General features: G+C 60.9%; 17 protein-coding genes and 1 pseudogene. 4 read left to right on the top strand and 14 right to left on the bottom strand.

Annotated features, from left to right (window positions below):
* Window positions 1-161: 161 nt before the first annotated feature.
* Complete coding sequence (locus AC19YS_RS07875; RefSeq protein WP_003213368.1) at window positions 162-437, top strand: HU family DNA-binding protein; 276 nt, start codon at window positions 162-164, stop codon at window positions 435-437.
* 86 nt (window positions 438-523) lie between these two features.
* Here the strand turns inward: AC19YS_RS07875 and AC19YS_RS07870 are convergent, their stop codons facing one another.
* From AC19YS_RS07870 to tssA, 14 genes and pseudogenes are all read right to left on the bottom strand, one after another.
* Window positions 524-889, bottom strand: a complete 366-nt coding sequence (locus AC19YS_RS07870; protein ID WP_500601390.1) for a hypothetical protein — start codon at window positions 887-889, stop codon at window positions 524-526.
* Window positions 890-1114: 225 nt separating this feature from the next.
* Window positions 1115-1641: pseudogene (locus AC19YS_RS07865) on the bottom strand (RHS repeat domain-containing protein); the annotation flags it as partial.
* A gap of 55 nt (window positions 1642-1696) precedes the next feature.
* Entirely contained in the window at window positions 1697-2287 is a 591-nt protein-coding gene (locus AC19YS_RS07860) for a hypothetical protein (RefSeq protein WP_200624079.1), read from the bottom strand.
* The gene (locus tag AC19YS_RS07855; protein WP_500601388.1) at window positions 2287-6633 is read right to left on the bottom strand and encodes an RHS repeat-associated core domain-containing protein; all 4347 of its coding nucleotides are present in this window, start codon (window positions 6631-6633) and stop codon (window positions 2287-2289) included. Before AC19YS_RS07855 ends, AC19YS_RS07860 begins: the two co-directional genes overlap by 1 nt.
* A gap of 12 nt (window positions 6634-6645) precedes the next feature.
* Window positions 6646-7080, bottom strand: coding sequence for a DcrB-related protein (locus tag AC19YS_RS07850; protein WP_500601386.1), 435 nt, complete (start codon window positions 7078-7080; stop codon window positions 6646-6648).
* Window positions 7081-7095: 15 nt separating this feature from the next.
* On the bottom strand, window positions 7096-9036 hold the full coding sequence (locus tag AC19YS_RS07845; RefSeq protein ID WP_119737181.1) for a type VI secretion system Vgr family protein: 1941 nt from the start codon (window positions 9034-9036) through the stop codon (window positions 7096-7098).
* A 158-nt stretch (window positions 9037-9194) separates the two neighbouring features.
* On the bottom strand, window positions 9195-11852 hold the full coding sequence (gene tssH / locus AC19YS_RS07840) for a type VI secretion system ATPase TssH (protein ID WP_500601385.1): 2658 nt from the start codon (window positions 11850-11852) through the stop codon (window positions 9195-9197).
* Window positions 11845-12888, bottom strand: a complete 1044-nt coding sequence (gene tssG, locus AC19YS_RS07835) for a type VI secretion system baseplate subunit TssG (protein ID WP_500601383.1) — start codon at window positions 12886-12888, stop codon at window positions 11845-11847. The genes tssH and tssG overlap by 8 nt, the downstream gene beginning before the upstream one ends.
* The gene (tssF, locus tag AC19YS_RS07830; RefSeq protein ID WP_200622623.1) at window positions 12852-14711 is read right to left on the bottom strand and encodes a type VI secretion system baseplate subunit TssF; all 1860 of its coding nucleotides are present in this window, start codon (window positions 14709-14711) and stop codon (window positions 12852-12854) included. The genes tssG and tssF overlap by 37 nt, the downstream gene beginning before the upstream one ends.
* Window positions 14708-15223 carry a type VI secretion system baseplate subunit TssE gene (tssE, locus tag AC19YS_RS07825; RefSeq protein ID WP_005792513.1) on the bottom strand — a complete coding sequence of 172 codons (516 nt, stop codon included), beginning with the start codon at window positions 15221-15223 and terminating at the stop codon, window positions 14708-14710. Before tssE ends, tssF begins: the two co-directional genes overlap by 4 nt.
* 93 nt (window positions 15224-15316) lie before the next feature.
* Window positions 15317-15805: an Hcp family type VI secretion system effector gene (locus AC19YS_RS07820; RefSeq protein WP_005792512.1), complete on the bottom strand. Its 489-nt coding sequence runs from the start codon at window positions 15803-15805 to the stop codon at window positions 15317-15319.
* Window positions 15806-15974: 169 nt separating this feature from the next.
* Window positions 15975-17471 (bottom strand): type VI secretion system contractile sheath large subunit, encoded by a 1497-nt coding sequence (gene tssC / locus AC19YS_RS07815; protein ID WP_119737190.1) that lies wholly within the window; start codon window positions 17469-17471, stop codon window positions 15975-15977.
* 2 nt (window positions 17472-17473) lie between these two features.
* Window positions 17474-17980: a type VI secretion system contractile sheath small subunit gene (gene tssB / locus AC19YS_RS07810; protein WP_017135823.1), complete on the bottom strand. Its 507-nt coding sequence runs from the start codon at window positions 17978-17980 to the stop codon at window positions 17474-17476.
* A 54-nt stretch (window positions 17981-18034) separates the two neighbouring features.
* A complete protein-coding gene (gene tssA / locus AC19YS_RS07805) occupies window positions 18035-19054 on the bottom strand; it encodes a type VI secretion system protein TssA (protein WP_106575883.1) in 1020 nt (339 codons plus the stop codon).
* 404 nt (window positions 19055-19458) lie between these two features.
* On the opposite strand from tssA, the gene tagH reads away from it, so the two are divergent.
* From tagH to tssK, 3 genes are read left to right on the top strand one after another with little or no spacing between them, the layout of a single operon-like run.
* Window positions 19459-20823 (top strand): type VI secretion system-associated FHA domain protein TagH, encoded by a 1365-nt coding sequence (gene tagH / locus AC19YS_RS07800; RefSeq protein ID WP_500601382.1) that lies wholly within the window; start codon window positions 19459-19461, stop codon window positions 20821-20823.
* A gap of 56 nt (window positions 20824-20879) precedes the next feature.
* Window positions 20880-21389: a type VI secretion system lipoprotein TssJ gene (gene tssJ, locus AC19YS_RS07795; RefSeq protein WP_106575881.1), complete on the top strand. Its 510-nt coding sequence runs from the start codon at window positions 20880-20882 to the stop codon at window positions 21387-21389.
* An 18-nt stretch (window positions 21390-21407) separates the two neighbouring features.
* Window positions 21408-22742 (top strand): type VI secretion system baseplate subunit TssK, encoded by a 1335-nt coding sequence (tssK, locus tag AC19YS_RS07790; protein ID WP_106575880.1) that lies wholly within the window; start codon window positions 21408-21410, stop codon window positions 22740-22742.
* Window positions 22743-22748 lie beyond the last annotated feature (6 nt).

Below are 22748 nucleotides of genomic sequence, written 5' to 3'. Positions count from 1 at the left end.
TCTTACCTCTATAAAGGTCGCCACGAGACTGGCGGAGCGTGCGAGGGCATGCCATCCTCACTCCCGTCTGCCGCAGAGTAGAGCCTGCGGCGCCTTGGGCGCTGCTCCATAAGAGAGCAGCACGGACATAACAACAAAAAACCGTCAAAGAGGCTTCACTTATGCGTAAACCAGAACTCGCAGCCGCCATCGCTGAAAAAGCGGATCTCACCAAAGAACAGGCCAACCGCGTACTCAACGCCGTTCTCGAAGAAATCACCGGCGCCCTGCACCGCAAGGACAGCGTCACACTGGTTGGCTTCGGCACCTTCCTGCAACGCCACCGCGGCGCCCGCACCGGCAAAAACCCGCAAACCGGTGAGCCGGTGAAGATCAAGGCGAGCAACACCGTTGCGTTCAAGCCGGGCAAGTCGCTCAAAGACAGCGTCAACCCGTAAGAGCGGTACCGTCTGAAGGGAGGCGGGTTGGAAAAAAATGGGCACGCCGACTGGGTTGGGTGCTCATTTTTTGTGGGGACGAGCAATCAATGCTTCTTTTTATTTTCATCCAGATAGAAATTCAAATGTTTCTTTGGTCTTTCTTGAAAGGCGCGTGCCTTACCGAATTTATAAGCTTCATCAAAGTATTTATACGCCTCGGCACTTCTTCCCAGTTCGAGAGATACCATCCCCACATTAATTAATGGACCAGTATCTATATCCGACTCTGCCCTCAAGAGTCTTTTGAGCCCATGGCTCGGCTGCGTTGAACTCGCCATTTTCGAAGTGAAGGTTGAAGAGGGAGCCAGTGACCCAAGACGATAAGGGGGTCCACTCAGGCTTTGGTTCCGGCAGTAAACTCCATGCCTTTTGGTGTAGGGCGTGCGCTTCAGTTTTAAGGTTTTGTTCATCGAGATCGTTACCTGCCGCCATAGTGACCATGATCTCATCTGTCAGTGTTGGATTCTCGTCCGCCAATAATCCTTAATAATATTTAGGCTTTTCTGCGGGGCCGATAAAGTCACCGGGGTCTTTGTACCTGTCAGTCAGCAGCGCGCCTTTGGATCGGTTGTGGGAATAATTCCAGCTCGTAGTTATCAGGGTCACGCATCCAACCCCTTACTTCTTTTGTTGTACAACCGCAGCCCATCCCACATGAACGTGGTTTCACCCAACGGATACCCATCGCTTCCATGCTCGGTTTTTTCAACCCGTCGCCCCAGCGGGTCGTAGACCATCCTGACCATGCTGCCGCTTTCATTACGCACTTCAACCAACCGGCTTTCGGCGTCATACACAAACCGCTGCACGCCGCGTTTGGCGCTGCGTTTTTCGATCATCCGTCCAAACGCATCGTAGCGATAACGCTTGTCCTGATAGGTCAGCAGCTTGTTATGCACCACCAACCCGGCGCCCGTCTGCGGGCCGTCGAGCAGGTTGTCGGCGGGGTCGTATTCGAACTGCTTTTGCGTCGCCGCAGGCATCAGCGATGGCTGGCTGTTAAGGCGGCGTTGGCGTGAGCGCAGGCGGCCGCTGCGGTCGCGTTCGAAATCGCTGATCACCTGGCCGTCGAGGTTGATCTGGTGCAGGTGGCCGCCGGCACTCGCTCGGCGAGCAACTGACCGTGGACTTCGTAGGCGAAGCGCAGGGCTTGGGAATTGCCAAAGGGTAGGGATTTATTTGATTGTAAATTTAGATGTTTCCCACTTAACTGCTCATCAGCAAGCTTGGGTGATGGTATGGAAGGTCTTTTTATCTTCATCAAAAAAAAGGTAAGCCTGTGCGCTGTCGTGGCTCAATTCGCTAATGTCGAGCTGCCCCACGAAAACCATCGGCTTTCCACTTTCTATTGGCCATTCGGGGCTTTGAAGCCATTTTGGCTGTGTTTTCAAACACCGGAAATCAGTTTTTATTTTTTCCTTCAACCACGACTGCAAATCTTTCGGACTCAGACTTTTTTGCTCTTCGATTAGGTTCGATAGATAGTCGGATGATAGGGACAGCCACTTTGGTTGAACTTTTAGCGTCAGGTTAAATAGATTTTCGTACTTTTTTTCCACCGTGTGAGTAATGCCATGCTTGCTCAGAACACCCGACAGAAGCGTTTGAACATTGTAAATGCACTCAAAATTTCCAAAGTCCTGACTGATTGCATAGGTATAGAGATCAGGTTCACTGACGTACGCTGGCAAGTTTTTCTCAGCTTTCAGCAACGCTTCGACAGTTGCATCTGCGTAGACTTTTTCTTCGAATTCCTTGGGTGAAATAGAGCCTTCGACGAATTTTTTAATGATGTCTATAGCGGTCATTACTTGCTTCCTAACTGTCTGAATTCATCCAGTGCTGCGTGCTGCTCGCGAGTGACCTCACGCAGGTTTCGAGGATTGTTCACATCCCTACCACCGTTTCTTTGAGGGTTGTGGTGATGCAATTCCATTGAGTTGCCGTTGGCGTCCAGGGGTGCCGAACCACGCTTCATACGGCTCATGTTAGACGGACTGAATTCGCCAGATGTTTTTGAAGCTTCATAGCGGTTTTTCCAATACCGATTTCTTACCACATCCCAAGCCGGAGCTTTGCCGTTAGGCAACGGTTTGTCTATGGCTTGGCCGCGTTTCCAGCGTTTGAACTGAACGCAACTCCAACCCCAAGGATCGATCCAGCCGACGGGATTTGGGCTGTATTGATAGAGGTTCAGTCCTCCCGCCAACCCAATCGGATCCGGCGTCGTAAACCGCCCCACATCCGGATCATAAAACCTGAACGTATTGAAATGCAGCCCCGTCTCCCGGTCCAGATACTGGCCCTGAAACCTTAGATTTTGCTCCTCGATGTAATAAGGCTCGCGCACCTCTTCCAGCGTGTTGCCCCACACCCGATAAGTCGCCTGCCAGACGCTGTGTCCGTCAGCTTCGGTCAGTTGCTCCGGCAACCCGTTCAGGTCGTTGTGGTAGTAACGAATTTTCTGCAGTGGGCCGTCACCGTCGACGCGGGCCAACGGTTGATAGCCGCCGTCGTCTTCATACACATAAAGACTGGTTTGACTGTGCTTGTGCTCCTGCAACAACCGCAGCCCATCCCACATGAACCGGGTTTCCCCCAACGGATACCCATCGCTGCCGTGCTCGGTTTTTTCAACCCGCCGCCCCAGCGGGTCGTAGACCATCCTGACCACGCTGCCGCTTTCATTACGCACTTCAACCAACCGGCTTTCTGCGTCATACACAAACCGCTGCACGCCGCGTTTGGCGCTGCGTTTTTCGATCATCCGTCCAAACGCATCGTAGCGATAACGCTTGTCCTGATAGGTCAGCAGCTTGTTATGCACCACTAAGCCGGCGCCCGTCTGCGGGCCGTCGAGCAGGTTGGCGGCGGTGTCGTAGGCGAAGGTTTCGCGCTGGCCGTGCAGGTTGTCCTGGCTTGCGATGATGCGGCCGGTGGCGTCGTAGTGCAGCAGTTGACGATGTTGCGCGGCGGGTTGCTGGTCGAGTTTGCCGATCAGGTTGTCGGCGGGGTCGTATTCGAACTGCTTTTGCATCGCCGCAGGCATCAGCGATGGCTGGCTGTTAAGGCGGCGTTGGCGTGAGCGCAGGCGGCCGCTGCGGTCGTATTCGCTGCGGGTGCTGAGCTGGCCTTGGGTGCGCAGCACTTCGCGGTGCAGGCGGTCGCGTTCGAAGTCGCTGATGACCTGGCCGTCGAGGTTGATCTGGTGCAGGTGGCCGCTGCCGTAGTACAGGCGATTGAGCCAGCGCCCGTCCGGCAGTTGGGTCTGGATCAGGTTGCCGAGTTCGTCGTAGTGATGTTGCAGCTTGCCGCCGGCACTTTGTTCGGCAAGCAACTGGCCGACAGCGTCGTAGGCGAAACCCAACGCCTGGGCATTGCCTTGCAGATCAGTGAAGGTGACCGCCGTGAGCTGATCCACCGCATCGTAGCTGTACTCAGTGCGGCCATCGTCGGTGGTCTTGGCGACCAGTCGGCCGACCGCATCACGCTCCAGCCGATGAACGATGGGCGCTGGCGGCGTTTCGGGGACCACCGCCAAGCCATTGCCATATGGCGCCGGAACGGCAGTCACCGCTGTGATGTTGTCCAGCCGGTCGTAGTCGTAGCGCTTGGCGCTGCCGTCGAGGTCTTGCTGTTCAGCCAGCCGATCGCCGGCATCCCACGCAAACCGATAGCTTTCACCGTTCTCATTGACCAACGCTTGCAGCCGCCCGTAGCTGTCGTAGCCGAACTGCACCTGGCGACCATGGGCGTCGGTGCGCTGGCGCACCTGGCCACGCCGGTTATGTTGATAGAGCGTGGTGTGCCCGGCGGGATCGGTATAGCCCACCAACTGCCCGCTGGCATCGCGCTGGAAATGTTCGGTGCGGCCGTCCGGCAGTTGGCTGCTGAGCAATCGGCCCTGGGCGTCGTAGCTGAATTGGGTACGTTCACCGAGGGCATCGGTGATGAGCTGCAAATAACCGCGCTCGTCGTAGCTGAAGCGCGTTGGGTAGCCCGAGCAATCAATATGCTCGACCAGTTGCCCGAACGGGTTCCAGCGCAGTTGTTTGCTTTTGCCGGTGGCGTCGATGATTTCCACGACCTGGCCGTGGGCGTCATAACGATAGCGGGTGATGTAACCCAGCGGATCGGTCTCGGCGATGCAGTTGCCGCGCGGGTCATAGCGATACTTCCAACTGTTGTCGGCGGCGTCGGTTTCCACCAGCGGTAACGCCCAATGTTCCAGCCACAAGGTGGAGTCGCTGCGCCCGAGCGGGTCGGTTTCGCCGATCAGGTTGCCGCTCTCATCGTAGCTGTACTCATAGCGGCCGCCTTGCGGGTCGGTGGCGCTGAGTAACTGGCGTTCGTCGTTCCATTCGAACAGCCAGGTCTGGCCGAGATTGCCGCTGTATTGAATGATCTGGTACTGAGCGTTCCAGTGCCGAGTGCTGACGCGTTGCAAACCGTCGGTGATGCGGGTCAGGCCCGCCTGCAAGTCGTAGTCGAACTGGTAGGCGTCGCCCTCATCGGTCCAGTGCCGGACCACGCGCCATTCCAGGCCTTCAATCAACGCCCACTCATAGAAGCAGCGCAACCCGGTGGGCAATTGATGCTCAACCATACGCCGCCCGGCATCGTAGGCGAAGCGTCGCTGCACCTGGCCGGTGGCGTCGCGCACCTGCGCCAGATTGCCCTCGGCGTCATAGCCGTAGCTCACGAGCACTTCGCGACGTTGATCCGGGTAGAGGCGCTCAATATGAGCCACATGACCCTGATCACGGATCAGCTCAACCTGAACCAGATCGAATGTATCGCGCAGTCGCACCAAGTGGCCGGTTTCGTCATAGTCGAGGTAGATGCGGTTGTCGTTACGGTCACCCAGTTGGGTCAGACGCAGTCGCGACGGGTCTGCTGGAGCAGCTTCGAACAAACGGTACATGCCGTCGTCGCTTTCGATCAGCAATTGCCCGTTGAGGTGTCGCCGCACCGCAAGCCCTTCACCGGCACTGAATACTGCGCCGCCCAACGGAATCGAGCCCATGTCGATGGGCCGGCCCTGCTCGTCGGTATACACGAGCGTTTCGCCACCCTCGGGATGCGGCTGAATGTCGACGCACACTTCGTAGGCCACGCTCCAGCCGACGCCAAACAGGCTGCCCTGGCGTTCATCACGGCTGTTGTAAAAGCGCTGCCAGTCAATCGGGAGGATACCCGGCAGCACGAAATCCAGTTCCTCGACATCGCCGAGTATCTTCGCGCCCGTTGCAGCATGCACCGGGTTCGACGAGCCCATCGCGGCGTTGGCCGCGGCCCCCATCGCGCTGCTGATGGCCATCGAGGTCGCCCCGCTGACCAACATGCACGGCAGCTTGCTGAAGAACTTGCCCTTGCCACCCTTGAGCATCAACAGCGCCGTGACCGCCAGCCCGACACCCGGCGTCTTGCCGCTGCGAATTTCACGCACCACCACCGAACCGCCACCGATGGCCACGTTGGATGAGATCAAGCCGGACGACACTACCGTCGCATCGCAGGTGCTGCGATCACCACTGCGCACGGCGGGTTGGCCGTTGATCGTGACCTTTTCCGAACCTTCGGCAAGAAACTGCGGCGGCATTGGCGGGTGCTTCATGCACACGACCAGGTCCAGCGGCTTCGGCACGGCGCCCGGCGCGGGCGTCGCGACGGTGGGGCGCCACATCTGCGAGAAGAAACCTTCGGCCATGTCCAGGTAGCTGGGTTCTGGTTCAGGCTTGGACGCTTCCAGCTCGGTGCCGGCCGGTGTGACATGGGAGCTGATCGCCCCGGCCGCGCGGGCGGCAGGCATGTTATTGGTGAGGGTATCGGTGGAACCAGTGAGAATGTTCGCCTGCACCGAGGGAGGAAACAGGGCGTTGCTAAAGGCATCGCATATCTTGGTCAGGCCTTTGTCCGCGCCACTCTTGCTCATGGCGAGGCCGACAATCGTGCCCACTACCGCGCCCAGCAGGAAGCAGCCGAGGCCGCCGGTGACCACGGTAATGCCGGTGGCAGCCACCACGGCAGCCGTCGCCACCGCAGTGATCGCGATATTGGCCGCCACTTCCAACACACCACCGAGGATGTCCGCCATCATCGAGGTGTGGGACAGCGCATCGCCCATTCGGGCCGCCCATAACGCGTCAGACATGCAGGCTGCTCATCAAGAAATAGCGTCGAACGACAGCGAATTTTTTATCAATGCCCAGTGCGCCGCCTCGGCATCCCCAAGCGTGTCCGCCTTCACATAACTCAAGGCGAGCATCTTGCGCGTACCCGGCAGCACCAGCGCCAGCTGGTACTGGAACACCTTGTCATTGCCCTTGTTGAACTGGCTGCGCAGCTCAATGCCTTCCACCTCTTGTGCGGCGCCCAAACGCACGGTCACGCTCGGTTGGCAGCGCAAATCCTGCACCTGTTTTTCCAGGCGCTTGAGCTGGTCATCGAAGTTGCTGTGCAGGGTCTCGCCTTCGGCGAGAAAGCTGCGGCTGATGATCAATGAAGTGCCCAGTTCGGGAAACTTGAGGATATTGATCGACGCGTCCTGCAGCTCGCCGGCAGGCAGTTGGAACTGGAATTCGTTGATTCGGTACGTCATGGCAAACGGGTCTCGTCAGGAGCTTTTAGGCGCGGGGAAGACGGCTTCAATATTGGCGTCGATGCTTTTTTTGATGCCCTGGCCATCGGGCGTGGCGCCGGGGCCGTGGTCGTTGTTCAGATGCAGTACGCCGCCGGTGTTGAACTCGGCATCGCCGCTGGCATAAAAGCTGATATTCACGCCGGTGAGGTTGATCTGCCCACTGGCGTTCAGCTCCAGGATGCTTTTGCCGCAGACCAGGCGCAGGTTTTCACCCACTTCGATGATGTAGCTCTGGCTGATGCTGTCGGTCTTCCTCTGACCGACCAAGAGGACGTCCTGCTGCTTGACGATGCGCGTACGGTTATTCCCGATAGTCACCGTCTCGTTATGCCCGATGCTCTTGTTGCGGTCATGCCCGACGGAGTGGCTTTCATCCACCTCCACCACGATGTCCTGATTGCGCTCGGCATGGATGTACAACTGCTCCAGACCCTTCTTGTCCTCCATGCGGATTTCATTGAAGTTGGCCGGCGTGCCGCCCTTGCTCGAACGGCTTTTCATGCCGCTCTGTGTGGCGTTTTCCGGCAGGTCGTAAGGTACCGTTTGCTCGGCGTTGTACACCCGGCCGGTGATGATCGGGCGGTCCGGGTCACCCTCCAGAAAGCTCACGATCACTTCCTGGCCGATCCGCGGGATCTGCATCGAGCCCCAGTTTTTACCGGCCCAAGATTGCGAGACACGAATCCAGCACGAGCTGTTTTCGTTGGATTGGTCGTGGCGGTCCCAGTAGAAGTGCACCTTCACGCGGCCGTATTGGTCGGTCCAGATTTCTTCGCCTTTGGGGCCGACCACCAAGGCGGTCTGCGGGCCTTTGACGATGGGTCTGTGTGTGTTTGCCAGCGGTCGGAAGCTTTGCTGGGCGTCGATGCACGTGAGGCTGCTTTCGAATTGCGCCGAACCCGAGCCGCCGCCGCTTTCCAGGCTTTCCTGAACGATGTAATAGCGACAGCCGACGATCAGGTATTCGCGGTTCTGGTCCTGGCGGCTGAAGCCGGTGAGGCTGAACAGGTGGCCTGAGCCGAGGCCACGCGCGTTGCCGCTGAACTCGATCTGTTCATGCAGGGTTTGCAAGGCTTCGATGCGAGTACGCGCATAGTGCTCGCCGTCTTCGCTTTGCACATAGGTGCCGGGGTAGTCGTACAGCGGATAGTCGCCGGCGGTGTGCGGGCGCGGCATCGCCGAGCGTACGTCGATGCTGGCGCTGGGGCGCTGGAAGTCATAGTCATTGAGCTCCAGCGAGCCCGGTTGCACTTCGTGCGCCAGGTGCCAGTTGTGCATGTGGTCGCGTTCGCGCTGCTGCTCGTCCTTGGGGTAATACGGAATCGACGCGTAGCCCGGCACCGTGGTGTGGGCGCCATAGGCGTCGGCCAGCACCAGCACATGGCGGTCCGGTTCATGGCGGAAGAAGTAGTAGATGCCTTCCTGCTCCATCAAGCGGCTGACGAAATCGAAGCTGGTCTCGCGGTACTGCACGCAGTATTCCCACTCGCGGTACGGCCGGCTGAGGGCGTCTTCGAAGTCGGAAAAACCCAGGTCGCGAAACACCTGCTTGATGATCTGCGGGATGCTCTGGTTCTGGAAAATCCGGCAGTCCGATGTGCGGCTCAGCAGCCAGAACCACGGGCGCAGCGTCACCTGATAACTGGCGAACTGGCCTTGGTCGATGTTCTGACTGCACCGTGCGACGATGCCGTGGAAGTGCCGCTCGCCACCGTCCGCCAGTTGCAGGCCGACGCTCATCGGCTTGCCCAGCAACTGGTTGAGGTCGATATTGGCGTCCAGCGAGGTCAGTTGCAGCTCATAGTTGAACAGCCGCCCCAGCTCTTCGCCGCCGCCCATTTCATTGAGCAGCAGCACATCCGGCCCGAGAGGGCTGGTGACTTTGGCCAGGCGTGAGGCTTGGTTGAATAGCATCGGTTAACCCGTAAATTGCGTAATAACTGTAGGAACCGGCTCCAACTGTGGGAGCGGGCTTGCTCGCGAACGCGGTGAATCAGTCACCGGATGCATCAACTGATACGCCGTCTTCGCGAGCAAGCCCGCTCCCACAGTTTTGATCGCATTCCGTCAGGTCAATCGTTGAAGTCGTAGTGCAATTCGTTATCCCGCGTGCTGATCCGCACGCCCGCCAGCGCCTTGCCTTCGAGCATGCGGGTGAGGAACTCGCGGCTCATGTCCGGCAGCAGGCTGTTGGTGAGGATGGTGTCGATCATCCGCCCACCGCTTTCGGTTTCGGTGCAGCGGGACACGATGAGGTCGACGACTTCGTCGTCGTAATCGAAGGCGACTTTGTGGGTGTTCTCCACACGCTTTTTGATGCGGTTGAGTTGCAGGCGGGTAATTGCCTTGAGCATCTCGTCGCTCAGCGGGTAGTAAGGAATCGTCACCAAACGGCCGAGCAGCGCCGGCGGGAAAATTTCCAGCAATGGCTGGCGCAACGCCTTGGCGATTTCTTCCGGCTCGGGAATATTCGCCGGGTCTTTGCACACCTGCGAAATCAACTCAGTGCCAGCGTTGGTGGTCAGCAGGATCAGGGTGTTCTTGAAGTCGATCACGCGGCCTTCGCCGTCTTCCATCACGCCCTTGTCGAACACCTGGAAGAAGATCTCGTGCACGTCCGGGTGGGCTTTTTCCACCTCGTCCAGCAGCACCACACTGTAGGGTTTGCGCCGCACCGCTTCGGTCAGCACGCCGCCTTCGCCGTAGCCGATATAGCCCGGTGGCGCGCCCTTGAGCGTCGACACGGTGTGGGCTTCCTGGAACTCGCTCATGTTGATGGTGATGACGTTCTGCTCACCGCCGTACATGGCTTCAGCCAGCGCCAGCGCGGTCTCGGTCTTGCCCACACCCGAGGTGCCGGCCAGCATGAACACGCCAATCGGCTTGCTTGGGTTGTCGAGACCGGCGCGAGAGGTCTGGATGCGCTTGGCGATCATCTGCAGGGCGTGGTCCTGGCCGATGATGCGTTTTTTCAGGTGCTGGTCGAGGTTGAGCACCGTCTCCAGTTCGTTGCGCGCCATGCGGCCCACCGGGATGCCGGTCCAGTCGGCGACCACCGAGGCCACGGCCTGGTAATCCACGGTCGGCAGGATCAGCGGGGTTTCGCCTTGCAGGGCGGTGAGGCGTTGTTGCAGGTCCACAAGCTGTGCGCGCAACTCATCGTTGCCGCTGTCCACAACACCGGCTTTCTCGCGCAAGGTTGCACGGGTGGCGAGCAGCTCATCGACCAGGGTTTTCTCTTCGGCCCAGCGGCTTTCCAGGGTTGCCAGGCGTTCACGTTCAGCGCTCAGCAAGGTTTCGCTGTTGCTCTGGCGTGCGCCGATGGCGATGCCGATGGCATGCTCGCGGGCGATGATTTGTAGCTCGGTTTCCAGCGCTTCGATGCGACGGCGGCTGTCGTCGACTTCGGCCGGCACGGCATGCAGGCTGATGGCGACGCGAGCGCAGGCGGTGTCCAGCAGGCTCACGGATTTATCCGGCAGCTGGCGCGCCGGAATGTAGCGGTGCGACAGCTTCACCGAAGCTTCCAGGGCTTCATCGAGGATCTGCACCTGGTGGTGCTTTTCCATGGTCGAGGCCACGCCGCGCATCATCAACAGCGCCTTGTCTTCCGACGGCTCGGCCACTTGCACGACCTGGAAGCGGCGAGTCAGCGCCGGGTCTTTTTCGATGTGTTTTTTGTACTCGGCCCACGTCGTCGCGGCCACAGTACGCAAGGTGCCGCGGGCGAGGGCGGGCTTGAGCAGGTTGGCGGCGTCACCGGTCCCGGCAGCGCCACCGGCACCCACCAGCGTGTGGGCTTCGTCGATGAACAGGATGATCGGCTTGGGCGAGGCCTGGACGTCTTCGATGACTTGGCGCAGGCGCTGTTCGAACTCGCCTTTCATGCTGGCGCCGGCTTGCAGCAGGCCCACGTCGAGGCTGCGCAGCTCCACGTCCTTGAGTGCGGGCGGCACGTCACCGGCGACGATGCGCAGGGCGAAGCCTTCGACCACGGCGGTCTTGCCCACACCGGCCTCGCCAGTGAGGATCGGGTTGTTCTGGCGCCGACGCATGAGGATATCCACCAGTTGGCGGATCTCTTCATCACGCCCGACGATAGGGTCGAGCTTGCCGCTGCGCGCTTGTTCGGTCAGGTCCACGGTAAAGCGCTTGAGCGCCTCCTGCTTGCCCATCGCGCTCGGTGCGATGGCGCCGCTGGCTTCGCCGGGTACAGCGCCGGCATTGAAGCCGTCGCTGGCACTCAATGCATTTTCGGGCGAGTCGCCGACGTATTCGTCGAAGCGTTCGCTCAGTGCTTCAGCTTTGATTTTGTCGAACTCGGACGACAAGCCCAGCAGTGCGTGGCGCAGGCTTGGGGTCTTCAAAATGCCGAGCACCAGGTAACCGGTGCGCACCTGGCTTTCGCCGAACATCAGGCTGCCGTAGACCCAACCGCGTTCCACCGCTTCTTCCACGTGAGACGACAGGTCGGTGATCGACGTCGAGCCGCGTGGCAGGCGGTCCAGTGCTTCGGTCAGGTCACGGGCCAGGCGGGCGGGCTCGACGTTGAACTGGCGAATGATACGGTGCAGGTCGGAGTCCTGCAGTTGCAACAACTGGTGAAACCAGTGGGCCAGTTCCACGTACGGGTTGCCCCGCAGTTTGCAGAACACAGTGGCGGCTTCGATGGCCTTGTAGGCCACGCTGTTGAGTTTGCCGAACAGTGCGGCGCGACTGATTTCACCCATGCTCTGGATTCCTTGAGGTGGTGGCGTGGTCGGCGTAATGCCGAGCCAGGATTAGGTCGTTGGCGTCATGCTCGGGTCGGCCGAGCCAGGTGTTGAAGCCCAGGCGGAACTGGCTATTGAGCTGCAGCGCCGGTACTTCGGGTTGTTGCAAAACCAGGTTCAGGTCCCAGTCCAGTTCATGGCCCAGGTACTCGGCCACCCACGCCACCAGCTCGTTGAACGGCTGGCTGCCGGGCAGCATGCCCATGTAGTCATCCAGCGTGAGCGGGCCGAGGCGGATGCGGAATTTATGCTGGCGGTCCCACACGTGGCTGCCGAGGCAAAAATCCACTCCCAACTGGTTAGCGCTGACGCTGACGCGGCTGCGCTCGGGCAGTTCCAGCCATTGGCCGACGTATTCTTCAATCTCAACCGGCAGGCCGAAATACTCGCTCAGAATCGCCTTCAGCCCATCCGGGTAGCGGGTTTGCGCTGACAGGTGGCCGCTGTAATGCAGCTTCGCCGTGTCGGGAATCAGCCCCTGATTCAGCAGGCTCGGCATTCCTCGGCCGCTCAGTGCTGCCAGGCGTGCCGACCAGTAATCGTCATTCGGGCGGTCGTGGCTGACCGTTGGCCGCGCCTCAGCCCAGGCCCGGTAAAACAGGCTGAGCAGGCGATGGTGGAACACGTCCAAAAACTGTTTGCTGGTGCTGTCGGCGTTGTTGCGCTGGCGCTCGCGCACGTACTCGGTGATGTGCAGCGGCAACGGGCCGTTGGGGCCGCCGAGGCCGAAGAAGAACTGCTCAAGCCGCGCTGGTTTGCCCTCGCCACCGGGATCGACCGAGGCCAAAGTGGCCGGGGCGAAGGTGCAATCGGCCTGTTGCCCTAGGCGCAACGGGTCATCCGCCAGGCGCAGGGAATGGCCCAGGCGCGGCAGCTGCGGCGATTCGCACTCGATACGCCGCAGCGCCTGGAAGAAATCGTATTCCCAGGGCTCCTGATGCATCGCATCCAGTGTGTTCACAGGGTCGGACGCCGCCCGGGCTTGGCTTTCCATCGCATGATCTCGCCGCGTTCGGTGGTACGGATCACCGTCTCGGTAAAACTGTTGATCGACACGTAGCGTGCCAGGAAGCGCTCCAGCACCGCACCGAGCAGAAACACGCCGGTGCCGCGAAACGCGTTTTCATCGAATTCCAGGGTAATTTCCAACCCACGGCCAAACACGATCGGGCCAGGCATCGGCAGGCGCCGGGTCACGGCTTTGCTGCTGACTTCGCGCAGGCCTTCGATTTGCAGTTGCAGCGCCGCGTCGTTGCTGTCGCCATACAGGCGCAGCAGTTCACGCAAAGCGCCGGCGCCCTGGCCCTGTTCGCTCAGCGACAGGTAGTTGAGCGACAACTGGCTGATCAGGCGCCAGGCCTTGGCGTCATGCGCGTGGCTGGCGCGTGGGCGGCTCGGGCCGGCGACGCAGCGCACCGACAACACGGGCGCGCTGTCGGCCAAAGTAAAGTCGGTCTTGCCGTTGCCCACGCTCATGAACAACGGCAGATCGCGGTTGGTGCACAGCGCGGTCACGCCGAGTTGGCGCAGGTCGTGGCGGTAGGGCGCTTGCTGGCTGTCGACCAGGCTGACAAAGGTTTCGCTGCCCACGTAGGTAGAGCGCGGGCCGTTGCGGCGTTGGTCGCTGGACAACACGCGCGGCTCGCGGCGCAGCGTGTAGTAAGCCTGATCGCGCCCATAACGTGACGGGTCGCGCACCGCGTAGAACGGCAGGAACGGCTGCTCCGGCCCGGTGCCGTGGCCGGTGATGCCGCTCAGCGAGTGAATCTCGAAATCCATTGGCCGCGTGCGGTCGGCAATCACGTGGTGTTCGTTAACGCGGTCAGACAAATGAATACGGTCCACGCGTTTGGGGAACAGGTTGATCGCCGGCGTGCAGAACGGCATGAACTGCGCCGGGCCGACACTGCCTTCCAGGCTCGGCTCGTGGCGGTCGAACAGCACGATCAGTTCCAGCTCCTGACCGTCGCAGCGTTTGACCGCGCGGCTCAGTTCAGCAAATTCGACGAACAGGAAGCGGTGGGGCAGGGCGAAATATTCCTGCAACAGGCGATAGCCCTGGAATGCCCGGGCCACCACCGGCATGGCCGCATCAGCGTCGTCAAAGCCGCGCGAACGCAACGCGTCGTGCGGCAGGCGTTCGACCCAATCACCGCCGGGTTTGCGCGCAAACACCGCGCAGGCGTTGCCCAGCAATTGTTCGTAGAGGCGAAACGGCTGCTCGTCGGCGCCGCTGAGGTACAGCGGCAGGTTGTCGAGGCCGAGGCTGTTGAACGGCAATTCGGCGCCGGTGCGCAGGGTCAGGCGCAAACCGGCCTTGGCCTTCGGCTCGCTGGCGGCCAGGCGGCCGAGCACGGCGGCAGGGTTGCCGAAGTACTCGGCGCCGCTGACCTGCAACGGCCACAGCGTCACCGGGTGCGCGGTGCGGTACTCGCAGCAGGTCTGGGTTTCGCGGCCCAGCGCGGCACGCAGCACGGTGTCGCGCGGCAACGGAAAACCGCTGGCCAGCGAGCCTTCGTCCGGGTCGGTCTGCAATTGCACCACGGTCATCGACGGCGTCGGCGCCAGGTAGTGCGGGTAGGCGATTTCCAGCAGGTTGTGGGTGAAGGTCGGGTACTCGGCGTCGAGCTTGAGTTGCACGCGGGCGGTGAGGTAGGCAAAGCCTTCGAGCAGGCGTTCGACGTACGGGTCGGCGCAGTCCATACCGGACAGGGTCAGCCGACTGGCGATCTTCGGGTATTCCTTGGCGAACTCGGCGGCGCTTTCGCGCACGTGGTGCAGTTCCTGGTTGTACAGCTCCAGCAGGCGCGGGTTCATGGGCGCCTCCGCTGGTCGGCGTTCACCACGCGCACATGGCCGGATTCCAGGTCGAGGTCGGTTTGCAGCAGCAAGCGCAATGGCACCGGCTGCGCCCACAGGTCGCCTTCGATCTCGAAGCTCAGCGCGTTGTGGTTCATTTCGCCGTGGCCGACACGGGCCTTGACGCGCAGGGTGTGGCGCAAAATACGCGGTTCAAAGGTGGCGATGGCCTGGTAGATCAGGGCTTCCAGGGCTTTGATATCGACACTGGAAACGCTGTTGCCCGCCAGTGCCGGCAAACCGTAATTGACCACCGACGTACCGGCCGGGGTGTGCAGCGTGGCATCGGCGTCCAGCAACGACGTGGTGTTGAGCAGCCACGCCAGGTCGCGCAGCACCGAGGCTTTCAATTGGGTCAGGGAGAGCACGCGTTTGTCGGCGCTTTCCTTGGGATTGGTTGGGTCGTCGTCGGTCAACCGGTCCAGCAGGGACGGTTGCAGACGGTCGCGGGAAGCGATTTCAGTTACCACCAAAGCAGCTCCACGGACGGGTTGTGAGAGGGACGGTTTCTGCGAGGGGCCGATGCCTGGGGCCGTGGCGGCGAGCCACGGCCACCGGGTTTATCAGCGCTTGGTGTTGGAACGGATGTTCCAGCCAAACTTGATCGCGCCGCCGTCTTTGGTGCCGTCGGCTTTCTGCGGCTGGTAGTCGACCATCACTTGGGCGAAGTTCAGGGTGACGTTTTCGGTCAGGCGATCATCGGTGCCCGAGCCGCCGGTGCTCAGGGACGTGACCAGCACTTCTTCCAGGTTGATCACCATGTACTCGACCTGGCTTTCGCCACCGGCCTTGCGCACGGTCAGCTTGACCTTGTCGATGTGCTTGCCGCTGGCGCAGTGCATCATCAGGTTTGGCGAAGCCTTGTCGACGTACTTGGTCAGCGACAGGTCCTGGATATTCACCTTGCCCGCACCGCCGCCACCGCCAACGTGCATGTTGCCGGACTGAGCCATGCCCCAGCTCCAGTTCAGCACGTCGATTTCGTCCTTGTGGGCCTTGTCCATGGACTCGCCCTTGATGTCGCCGATCTTGATGAAAATATCAACAGCCATGTTTTCTCCCTGTGTGGACTCAGCCACGATATTTGTTTAAGCCCAATGGGCAGTGCTTTCTGTGGGAGCTGGCTTGCCTGCGATTGCATCAACGCGGTCTGACTGGCAGACCGTGTCGCCTGCATCGCGGGCAAGCCCGGCTCCCACAGAAGAGCCGGCTCATTCGTGGTTACGCGCTTTTCGCCGAAGGCAGCTTCGATACCAGACGCAACGACACGGTCAGCCCTTCAAGCTGATAGTGCGGGCGCAGGTAGAACTTGGAGTTGTAGTAACCCGGGTTGCCTTCGACGTCTTCCACGATCACTTCGGCGGCAGCCAATGGGTGCTGGGCCTTGGTGGTTTCGGTGGAGTGCGCCGGGTCGCCGTCGACGTAGTTGAGGATCCAGTCCTGCAACCAGCGCTGCATCTCGTCCTTCTCTTTGAAGGAACCGATCTTGTCGCGCACGATGCACTTCAAGTAGTGCGCGAAACGGCAGGTGGCGAACAGGTACGGCAGGCGCGCGGCCAGGTTGGCGTTGGCGGTGGCGTCCGGGTCGTCGTATTCAGCCGGTTTCTGCAACGACTGGGCACCGATGAAGGCGGCAAAGTCGGTGTTTTTCTTGTGCAGCAGCGGCATGAAACCGTTCTTCGCCAGTTCCGCTTCACGGCGGTCGCTGATAGCGATTTCGGTCGGGCACTTCATGTCCACGCCACCGTCATCGGTCGGGAACGTGTGGGCTGGCAGGTTTTCCACTTCACCGCCGGACTCTACGCCACGGATGCGCGAGCACCAGCCATAGTGTTTGAACGAGCGGTTGATGTTCACCGCCATCGCGTAGGCGGCGTTGGCCCAGGTGTACTTGGAGCTGTCGGCGCCGTCGGTGTTTTCTTCGAAGGCGAAGGCTTCCACCGGATCGGTCTTGGCGCCATACGGCAGGCGCGCCAGGAAGCGCGGCATGGTCAGGCCGATGTAGCGCGAATCTTCCGATTCACGCAGCGAGCGCCAGCCGGCGTATTCCGGCGTGGTGAAGATTTTGGTCAGGTCGCGCGGGTTCGACAGTTCCTGCCACGAGCCCATGCCCATCACGGTCGGCGACGCCGCAGCGATGAACGGGGAGTGCATGGCGGCGCAGACTTTCGACAGCTCGCCTAGCAGCTCCACATCGGGTGGCGACTGGTCGAAGTAGTAGTCGCCGACCAGGCAGCCGTACGGTTCGCCGCCAAACTGGCCGTATTCTTCTTCGTACATCTTCTTGAAGATCGGGCTCTGGTCCCACGCGGTGCCCTTGAATTTCTTCAGGGTCTTGTGCAGGTCCGGCTTGGAGATGTTGAGCACGCGAATCTTCAGTTGCTCGTCGCTCTCGGTGTTGTTGACCAGGTAGTGCAGGCCACGCCAGGCGCTTTCCAGCTGTTGGAAGTCCGGGTGATGGATGATCTGGTTGACCTGAGCGGTGAGCTTGGCGTCGATGGCGGCGATGATCGACTCAATCGACTTGATCGCGTCGTTGGACACCAGGTCCGTCTGTGCCAAGGCCTGTTCGGCCAGGGTGCGCACAGCGGTTTCCACGGCTTCGCGGGCACGCTCGGTCTTGGGTTTGAATTCTTGCAGCAGCAGGTTGGCGAACTCGCTGGCTTCTTCGGTGGCACCCAGGATCTGGGAGCCTTCGCGGGCGGTATTGTCAGTCATGATTACTGGTCCCCTGCAGGCTTAGGCGCGCTGGCAAGTGCCTGAAGCAGTGCCGGGTCCTTGATCGCCTTCATGATGATTTCTTCAGCGCCAGTCTTGCCGTCCATGTAGGTCAGCAGGTTGGCCAGCTGGGTGCGGGCTTCGAGCAGTTGCTTGAGCGAATCGACCTTGCGGGCCACGGCGGCCGGGCTGAAGTCGTCCATGCTTTCGAAAGTGATGTCCAGGCTCAGGTTGCCTTCGCCGGTCAGCTCGTTCGGTACGTGGAACGCTACGCGTGGCTGCATGGCCTTGAGGCGCGAGTCGAAGTTGTCGACGTCCACCTCAAGGAACTTGCGGTCGGCCACGGGTGCGAGCGGTTCGGCAGGCTTGCCGGCGAGGTCGGCCATCACACCCATCACGAAGGGCAGCTGGACCTTTTTCTCGGCGCCGTAAAGCTCGACGTCGTACTCGATCTGCACTCGAGGCGCACGGTTGCGCGCGATGAATTTCTGAGAACTTTGCTTCGCCACGTTGCTGCTCCTGGTCGCTTGAGCGACGGTGTTGTTACTGCACAGCCGGGCGGCTTACTCGCCGTCCGGGCCGCGCAGGTTTTCAAATTGGGACATGCCGTCGGGAATCAGATTGCGCACGATGGCCGCGAAGTCGGCGTGCACCAGATTCTTCGCCCGGTTCAACAGCACCGGCAGCGGGCTCGAAGGCTCGTGACGGGTGTAGTACGCAAGGATCTTGTCGAGGCTGCGCAGCACGTCATCGCGGCTGGCGATGTCGCCAGTGGGGCGCGGTGCGGCGGGGGCAGCGGCGAAATCGACCGAGGGGGCATTGTCGTCACTGACGGCCTCGGGTTCGCTGCTGGTATCACTGTTCGGTACGAATTGGTTGAGGACTTGCAGCGCCTGCTTGAGCGGTTGCTTCAACAGGCTGAGGTCCACGCCCTGGGCCGAACCGACCTGGTCGCTGACCTGTTGTTCGATGGCTTCGCAGGCGGCGCGCGCGGCGCTCAAGGCATCGCGCGTGGCTTGCAGTTGTTCGGGATCGCTGTCCAGAAATGCCGCGTTGAGTTGCTGGGCACCGAGCTGTTCATCGGGGAAGCTCATCAGGCCGCTGGCGTTCAGCGCGGCACGCAGGCTCACCGGCCCGAACGTGCGCGAGCGCGTGAGGATGCTTTCGCGCAGTAGACGAATGGTTGCGTCGCTGGTCAGGCCGGATAAGGCATTGATGCGTACGGTGGGGTCGTTATCGTCGTCGGCATCCAGGCGCGGGTGCAGGTCGGCCCAGTACTCGCGCAGCAGCGCGTTGATCAGCGTGAGGACTTCGGCCAGCCCGGCCACACCCTGAAGGGCGAGGGAGCTTTGCAACAGAAAGTGGGTGATGCGCAGGTCTTTGCTGCGCTGCAACAAGTCGAGGCTTTGCTGCTGGATGCTGCGCCATTCCGGTGGCTCCGCGGGCAGGATAGAGTCGCCCATGCTGCGCTCGGGTTGGCCCTTGGCGTCACGCTCCAGTTGGAGAAATTGCGCGTCATATTCCATGTCTTCGCCACATGGCGAAGTCGCGGAAACGGCGGCGAGCAGCAACGGCACATCCACTTGATTCGATCTCCCTATCAGCCCGTTAGATGCCGGGCAATGCATGCATTAGTTGCGCGATGAACTTTGCATGTTTTCTTGATCATACAGTCAGAGTGCCACTACCGTGCCACCACTGATGTTCAAGAAGTTGTGCATTTTTGGTGTAGTAGTTACGCCTTGTCAAGGTAAGCTATTCGCCCTCTGTGACAGATGTGCGGTGCTTAACACCCTGCGCGACTGGCGGGTCGAACTGCGCACCGGGACAGGATTTTTGTCATAGAGGCCAGTTAAGATCAGCGATCATGCTGGTAAAAGCATATTTTTACGGTCGTTAACGCGACTGGCGGTATCTCTCGGGAAGTCTGGTTCCTTCAGGTAGACCCTTGGATAGACCGCGCGCGATGTATCAGCAAGGAGGCAAGATGTCGCTGTGTTTGACTATCACTAGTTATCACAAGATCACCCCTGGGCAATGCCCTGAAAAGTCCATGAATCAGGGCGTGATGGCTATTGGCCGCAGTTCTGATAATGACTGGGTATTGCCTGATCCAGAGCGCCTTGTCTCCTCGCAACACTGCGTTATTCAATACAAAGATGGCCGTTACTATTTAACCGATAACAGCACCAACGGCGTTGAATTGGTTAACGCCGGTATTCGTATGCGCCGAGGGAACAGCGAACCGTTGCAAGACGGTGAATTGATCCGCATCGGCGACTACGAAATCCAGGCGCGTATCGACTTCAACGTGCAAACCATCGATAGCCAGCCGTTTGCCGGCGATTCGCCGAACAGCTTCGAGGCGTTGATGGGCGCGGTGGTGAACGCGCCCGCGCCGACGCCGGTGATCGCGCCGCAGTTTCATGGCGCCTCGTCGATGGACACGCTACCGGACCTGTTCGATTTCCTCACGCCCACCGCCGTGCCACCACCGACCGTGGCGGACCATGTGCCGTCCGAGCAACACGACTTTCGCCCGCCGACCCCCGTTGCCGTGCCGGTGGTGGAGAAGCCGGCGGTGTCTGGTTCGGTGATTCCCGAAGACTGGGACGTGTTTGGCGACACACCCATGCCTGTGGCCAGTACCCCGACGCCCGTTGCACCGCCACCCGCGCCGTCGGTCATCCAGTCGCCACCCGCGCCGCCAGTCATCCAGTCGCCGCCCGTGCTCGAGCCCGCGCTCCCCGTGGCGGACAGCCAACAGCCCGACCTGTTGCAAGCCTTCCTGCGCGGCGCCGGCCTCGACCAGCTGCGCCTGGACAAGGCTGACGCCTGCGCGCAGATGGAGAGCATCGGGCGCAGCTACCGGTTGATGGTCGAAGGCCTGATCGACGTATTGCGCGCCCGCGCCAGCCTCAAGGGCGAGTTCCGTATGCAGCAGACGATGATCCGGCCCGCCGAAAACAATCCGTTGAAGTTCGCGCCCAATGCCGACGAAGCCTTATTGCTGCTGCTTCGGCATGGAAACCAAGCGTTTATGGCGCCGGATATCGCTGTGCGCGACAGTTTCGACGACCTGCGCGCCCATCAACTGGCGGTGATGGCCGGTGTAGAAGCAGCCATCAAGCACTTGCTCGCGCGCTTTGAACCGGCGCAACTCGAAGAGCGCATGGGCAAGCCCGGCGGGCTGTCGAGCATTTTCAACGGCTCGCGCCAGGCCCAGTACTGGCAGCAGTTCACCGAGCTTTACAGCAATATTTCGCGCGAAGCCCAGGAAGATTTCCAGGACCTGTTCGGTCGCGAATTCAGCCGAGCCTACGAAGAACACAGCGCACGACAGCGTCGCTAAACCGCAACGCAGTAATGGATAAAACGGATAGCTAAGTACGTCATTGAGGACGCAGGATGATTCCCAGGTTTTTACTCGCAGCCGCCACGGCGCTGCTGCTGACGGCGTGTGCCAAGGATGCCGCCAAGCCCGAGGCGGCCACTGAAGCCGAAGCGGACACCGCCGCCATCGAACTGCATTTTCACGCCATTGCCGGGCTCAACCCCGGCGCCAACGGCCAGGCCGCGCCGGTTCGCGTACGCATTTTTGAACTGAAAAACGCCGCCACCTTCAGCCGCTCCGATTACTTCGCGCTGGCTGATCGCGCGCAATCCACGCTCGGCCTCGATCTGCTGGATCAGGACGAAGTGATGGTGCAACCCGGCCAGCAACTGAGTATCCAGCGCAACCTCGACCCGTCCACGCGCCAGATCGGCCTGCTGGTGGGCTATCGCGAGTTGGACCGCGCGCAATGGCGCACGGTGCTTACCGTCCCGGCACGCCAATACACCGAATACCAGATCAGCCTCGATGTGCGTGCCGTACGCGCCGACGTCGTGGTTCCCCCATCCAGCCCTGCCCAATAAGAAGCAAACGGAGCTCCCATGTCCTGGAACAATCGCGTGGTCTGGTCGGAAGGCATGTTCATCGGAACGCAGCACTTCCAGCAGCATGACCGTTACCTGGAAAACCTGATTGACGCCCGCAGCCGCCCGTTGTCCGCCGGTGCCTGGGGTTTCTCCGAATTGCTCATCGACCAGGGGCTGCTGGCCCAGGGCAAGCTGGCGATTGTGTCGGCACGTGGCCTGTTGCCGGATGGCACGCCGTTCAATATTCCCCAGGATGACCTGGCGCCGAGCCCTTTGAATATCGACGACAACCTGCGCGATGGCCTGGTGTACCTGGCCTTGCCGCTCAAGCGTGCAGGCGCGCGTGACACCGTCGATGACGGCGAAGACCTCGGCGCTGCGCGTTACGTCAGCCAGGTGCGCGAAGTGCGAGATGACAACGCCCCGTTCGAAAACCGCGCGCCCGTGGCCGTGGGTTCCCGTGCGTTGCGCCTGCTGACTGCGCAGGATGGCATCAGCGACTACGCCGCCATCGGCTTGGTGCGCATCAAGGAAAAACGCGCCGACCGCGCGCTGGTGCTGGATGACACCTACATCCCGCCCGTGCTGGACGTGGCCGCAAGCAAACCGCTGACGGCCTTTCGCAGCGAATTGCTGGGCCTGCTGCACCAGCGCGGCGAAGCCCTGGCCGGCCGCGTGGTCGCCTCGGGCGCCGGTGGTGCGTCAGAGATTGCCGACTTCATGCTGCTGCAACTGGTCAACCGCGCGCAGCCGCTGCTCCAGCATTTCAGCCAGTTGAGCCCGCTGCACCCGGAGCGTTTTTTCAGCGAACTGGTGAGCCTGGCCGGTGAGTTTTCCACCTTCTCGACGTCGGGCCGTCGCCCCCAGGAATACCCGCAATACCAGCACGACGACCTGGCCCTGAGCTTCACTCCGGTGATGGCAGCGTTGCGTGAGGCGCTGTCGATGCTGATCGACAGCAAAGCCACACCGATCCCGATTGTGGAAAAAGCCTACGGCATCCACGTGGCGATGCTCGCCGACAAAACCCTGCTCGACAGCGCCAGTTTCATCCTCGTGGTGCGCGCCGATGTGCCCGGCGAAACCTTGCGCGCGCGTTTCGGCCAGCAGAGCAAAGTCGGCTCGGTGGAGCACATCCGCGACATGGTCAACCTGCAACTGCCGGGCATCGGCCTGCTGCCGTTGCCGGTGGCGCCACGCCAGATTCCGTACCACGCAGGCAGTACCTATTACGAGCTGGACCGTGGCAGCGAGCATTGGCAACAACTGAATAACTCCGGCGGCTTTGCCTTCCACATCGCCGGGCAATTCCCGGGTTTGAACCTGGCCTTCTGGGCGATCCGAGGATAATCCGCG

Source organism: Pseudomonas sp. MF08831 (assembly GCF_059862645.1).
Note: the sequence above shows the minus strand (reverse complement) of the source record. Positions and strands in the feature narration are given on the sequence as shown.

What these genes read in the sequence shown, in the direction of transcription:
- AC19YS_RS07875 (WP_003213368.1), top strand. Translation starts at nt 162, where the DNA reads ATGCGTAAACCAGAACTCGCAGCCGCCATCGCTGAAAAAGCGGATCTC.
- AC19YS_RS07870 (WP_500601390.1), bottom strand. Translation starts at nt 889, where the DNA reads ATGAACAAAACCTTAAAACTGAAGCGCACGCCCTACACCAAAAGGCAT.
- AC19YS_RS07860 (WP_200624079.1), bottom strand. Translation starts at nt 2,287, where the DNA reads ATGACCGCTATAGACATCATTAAAAAATTCGTCGAAGGCTCTATTTCA.
- AC19YS_RS07855 (WP_500601388.1), bottom strand. Translation starts at nt 6,633, where the DNA reads ATGTCTGACGCGTTATGGGCGGCCCGAATGGGCGATGCGCTGTCCCAC.
- AC19YS_RS07850 (WP_500601386.1), bottom strand. Translation starts at nt 7,080, where the DNA reads ATGACGTACCGAATCAACGAATTCCAGTTCCAACTGCCTGCCGGCGAG.
- AC19YS_RS07845 (WP_119737181.1), bottom strand. Translation starts at nt 9,036, where the DNA reads ATGCTATTCAACCAAGCCTCACGCCTGGCCAAAGTCACCAGCCCTCTC.
- tssH (WP_500601385.1), bottom strand. Translation starts at nt 11,852, where the DNA reads ATGGGTGAAATCAGTCGCGCCGCACTGTTCGGCAAACTCAACAGCGTG.
- tssG (WP_500601383.1), bottom strand. Translation starts at nt 12,888, where the DNA reads ATGGAAAGCCAAGCCCGGGCGGCGTCCGACCCTGTGAACACACTGGAT.
- tssF (WP_200622623.1), bottom strand. Translation starts at nt 14,711, where the DNA reads ATGAACCCGCGCCTGCTGGAGCTGTACAACCAGGAACTGCACCACGTG.
- AC19YS_RS07820 (WP_005792512.1), bottom strand. Translation starts at nt 15,805, where the DNA reads ATGGCTGTTGATATTTTCATCAAGATCGGCGACATCAAGGGCGAGTCC.
- tssC (WP_119737190.1), bottom strand. Translation starts at nt 17,471, where the DNA reads ATGACTGACAATACCGCCCGCGAAGGCTCCCAGATCCTGGGTGCCACC.
- tagH (WP_500601382.1), top strand. Translation starts at nt 19,459, where the DNA reads ATGTCGCTGTGTTTGACTATCACTAGTTATCACAAGATCACCCCTGGG.
- tssJ (WP_106575881.1), top strand. Translation starts at nt 20,880, where the DNA reads ATGATTCCCAGGTTTTTACTCGCAGCCGCCACGGCGCTGCTGCTGACG.
- tssK (WP_106575880.1), top strand. Translation starts at nt 21,408, where the DNA reads ATGTCCTGGAACAATCGCGTGGTCTGGTCGGAAGGCATGTTCATCGGA.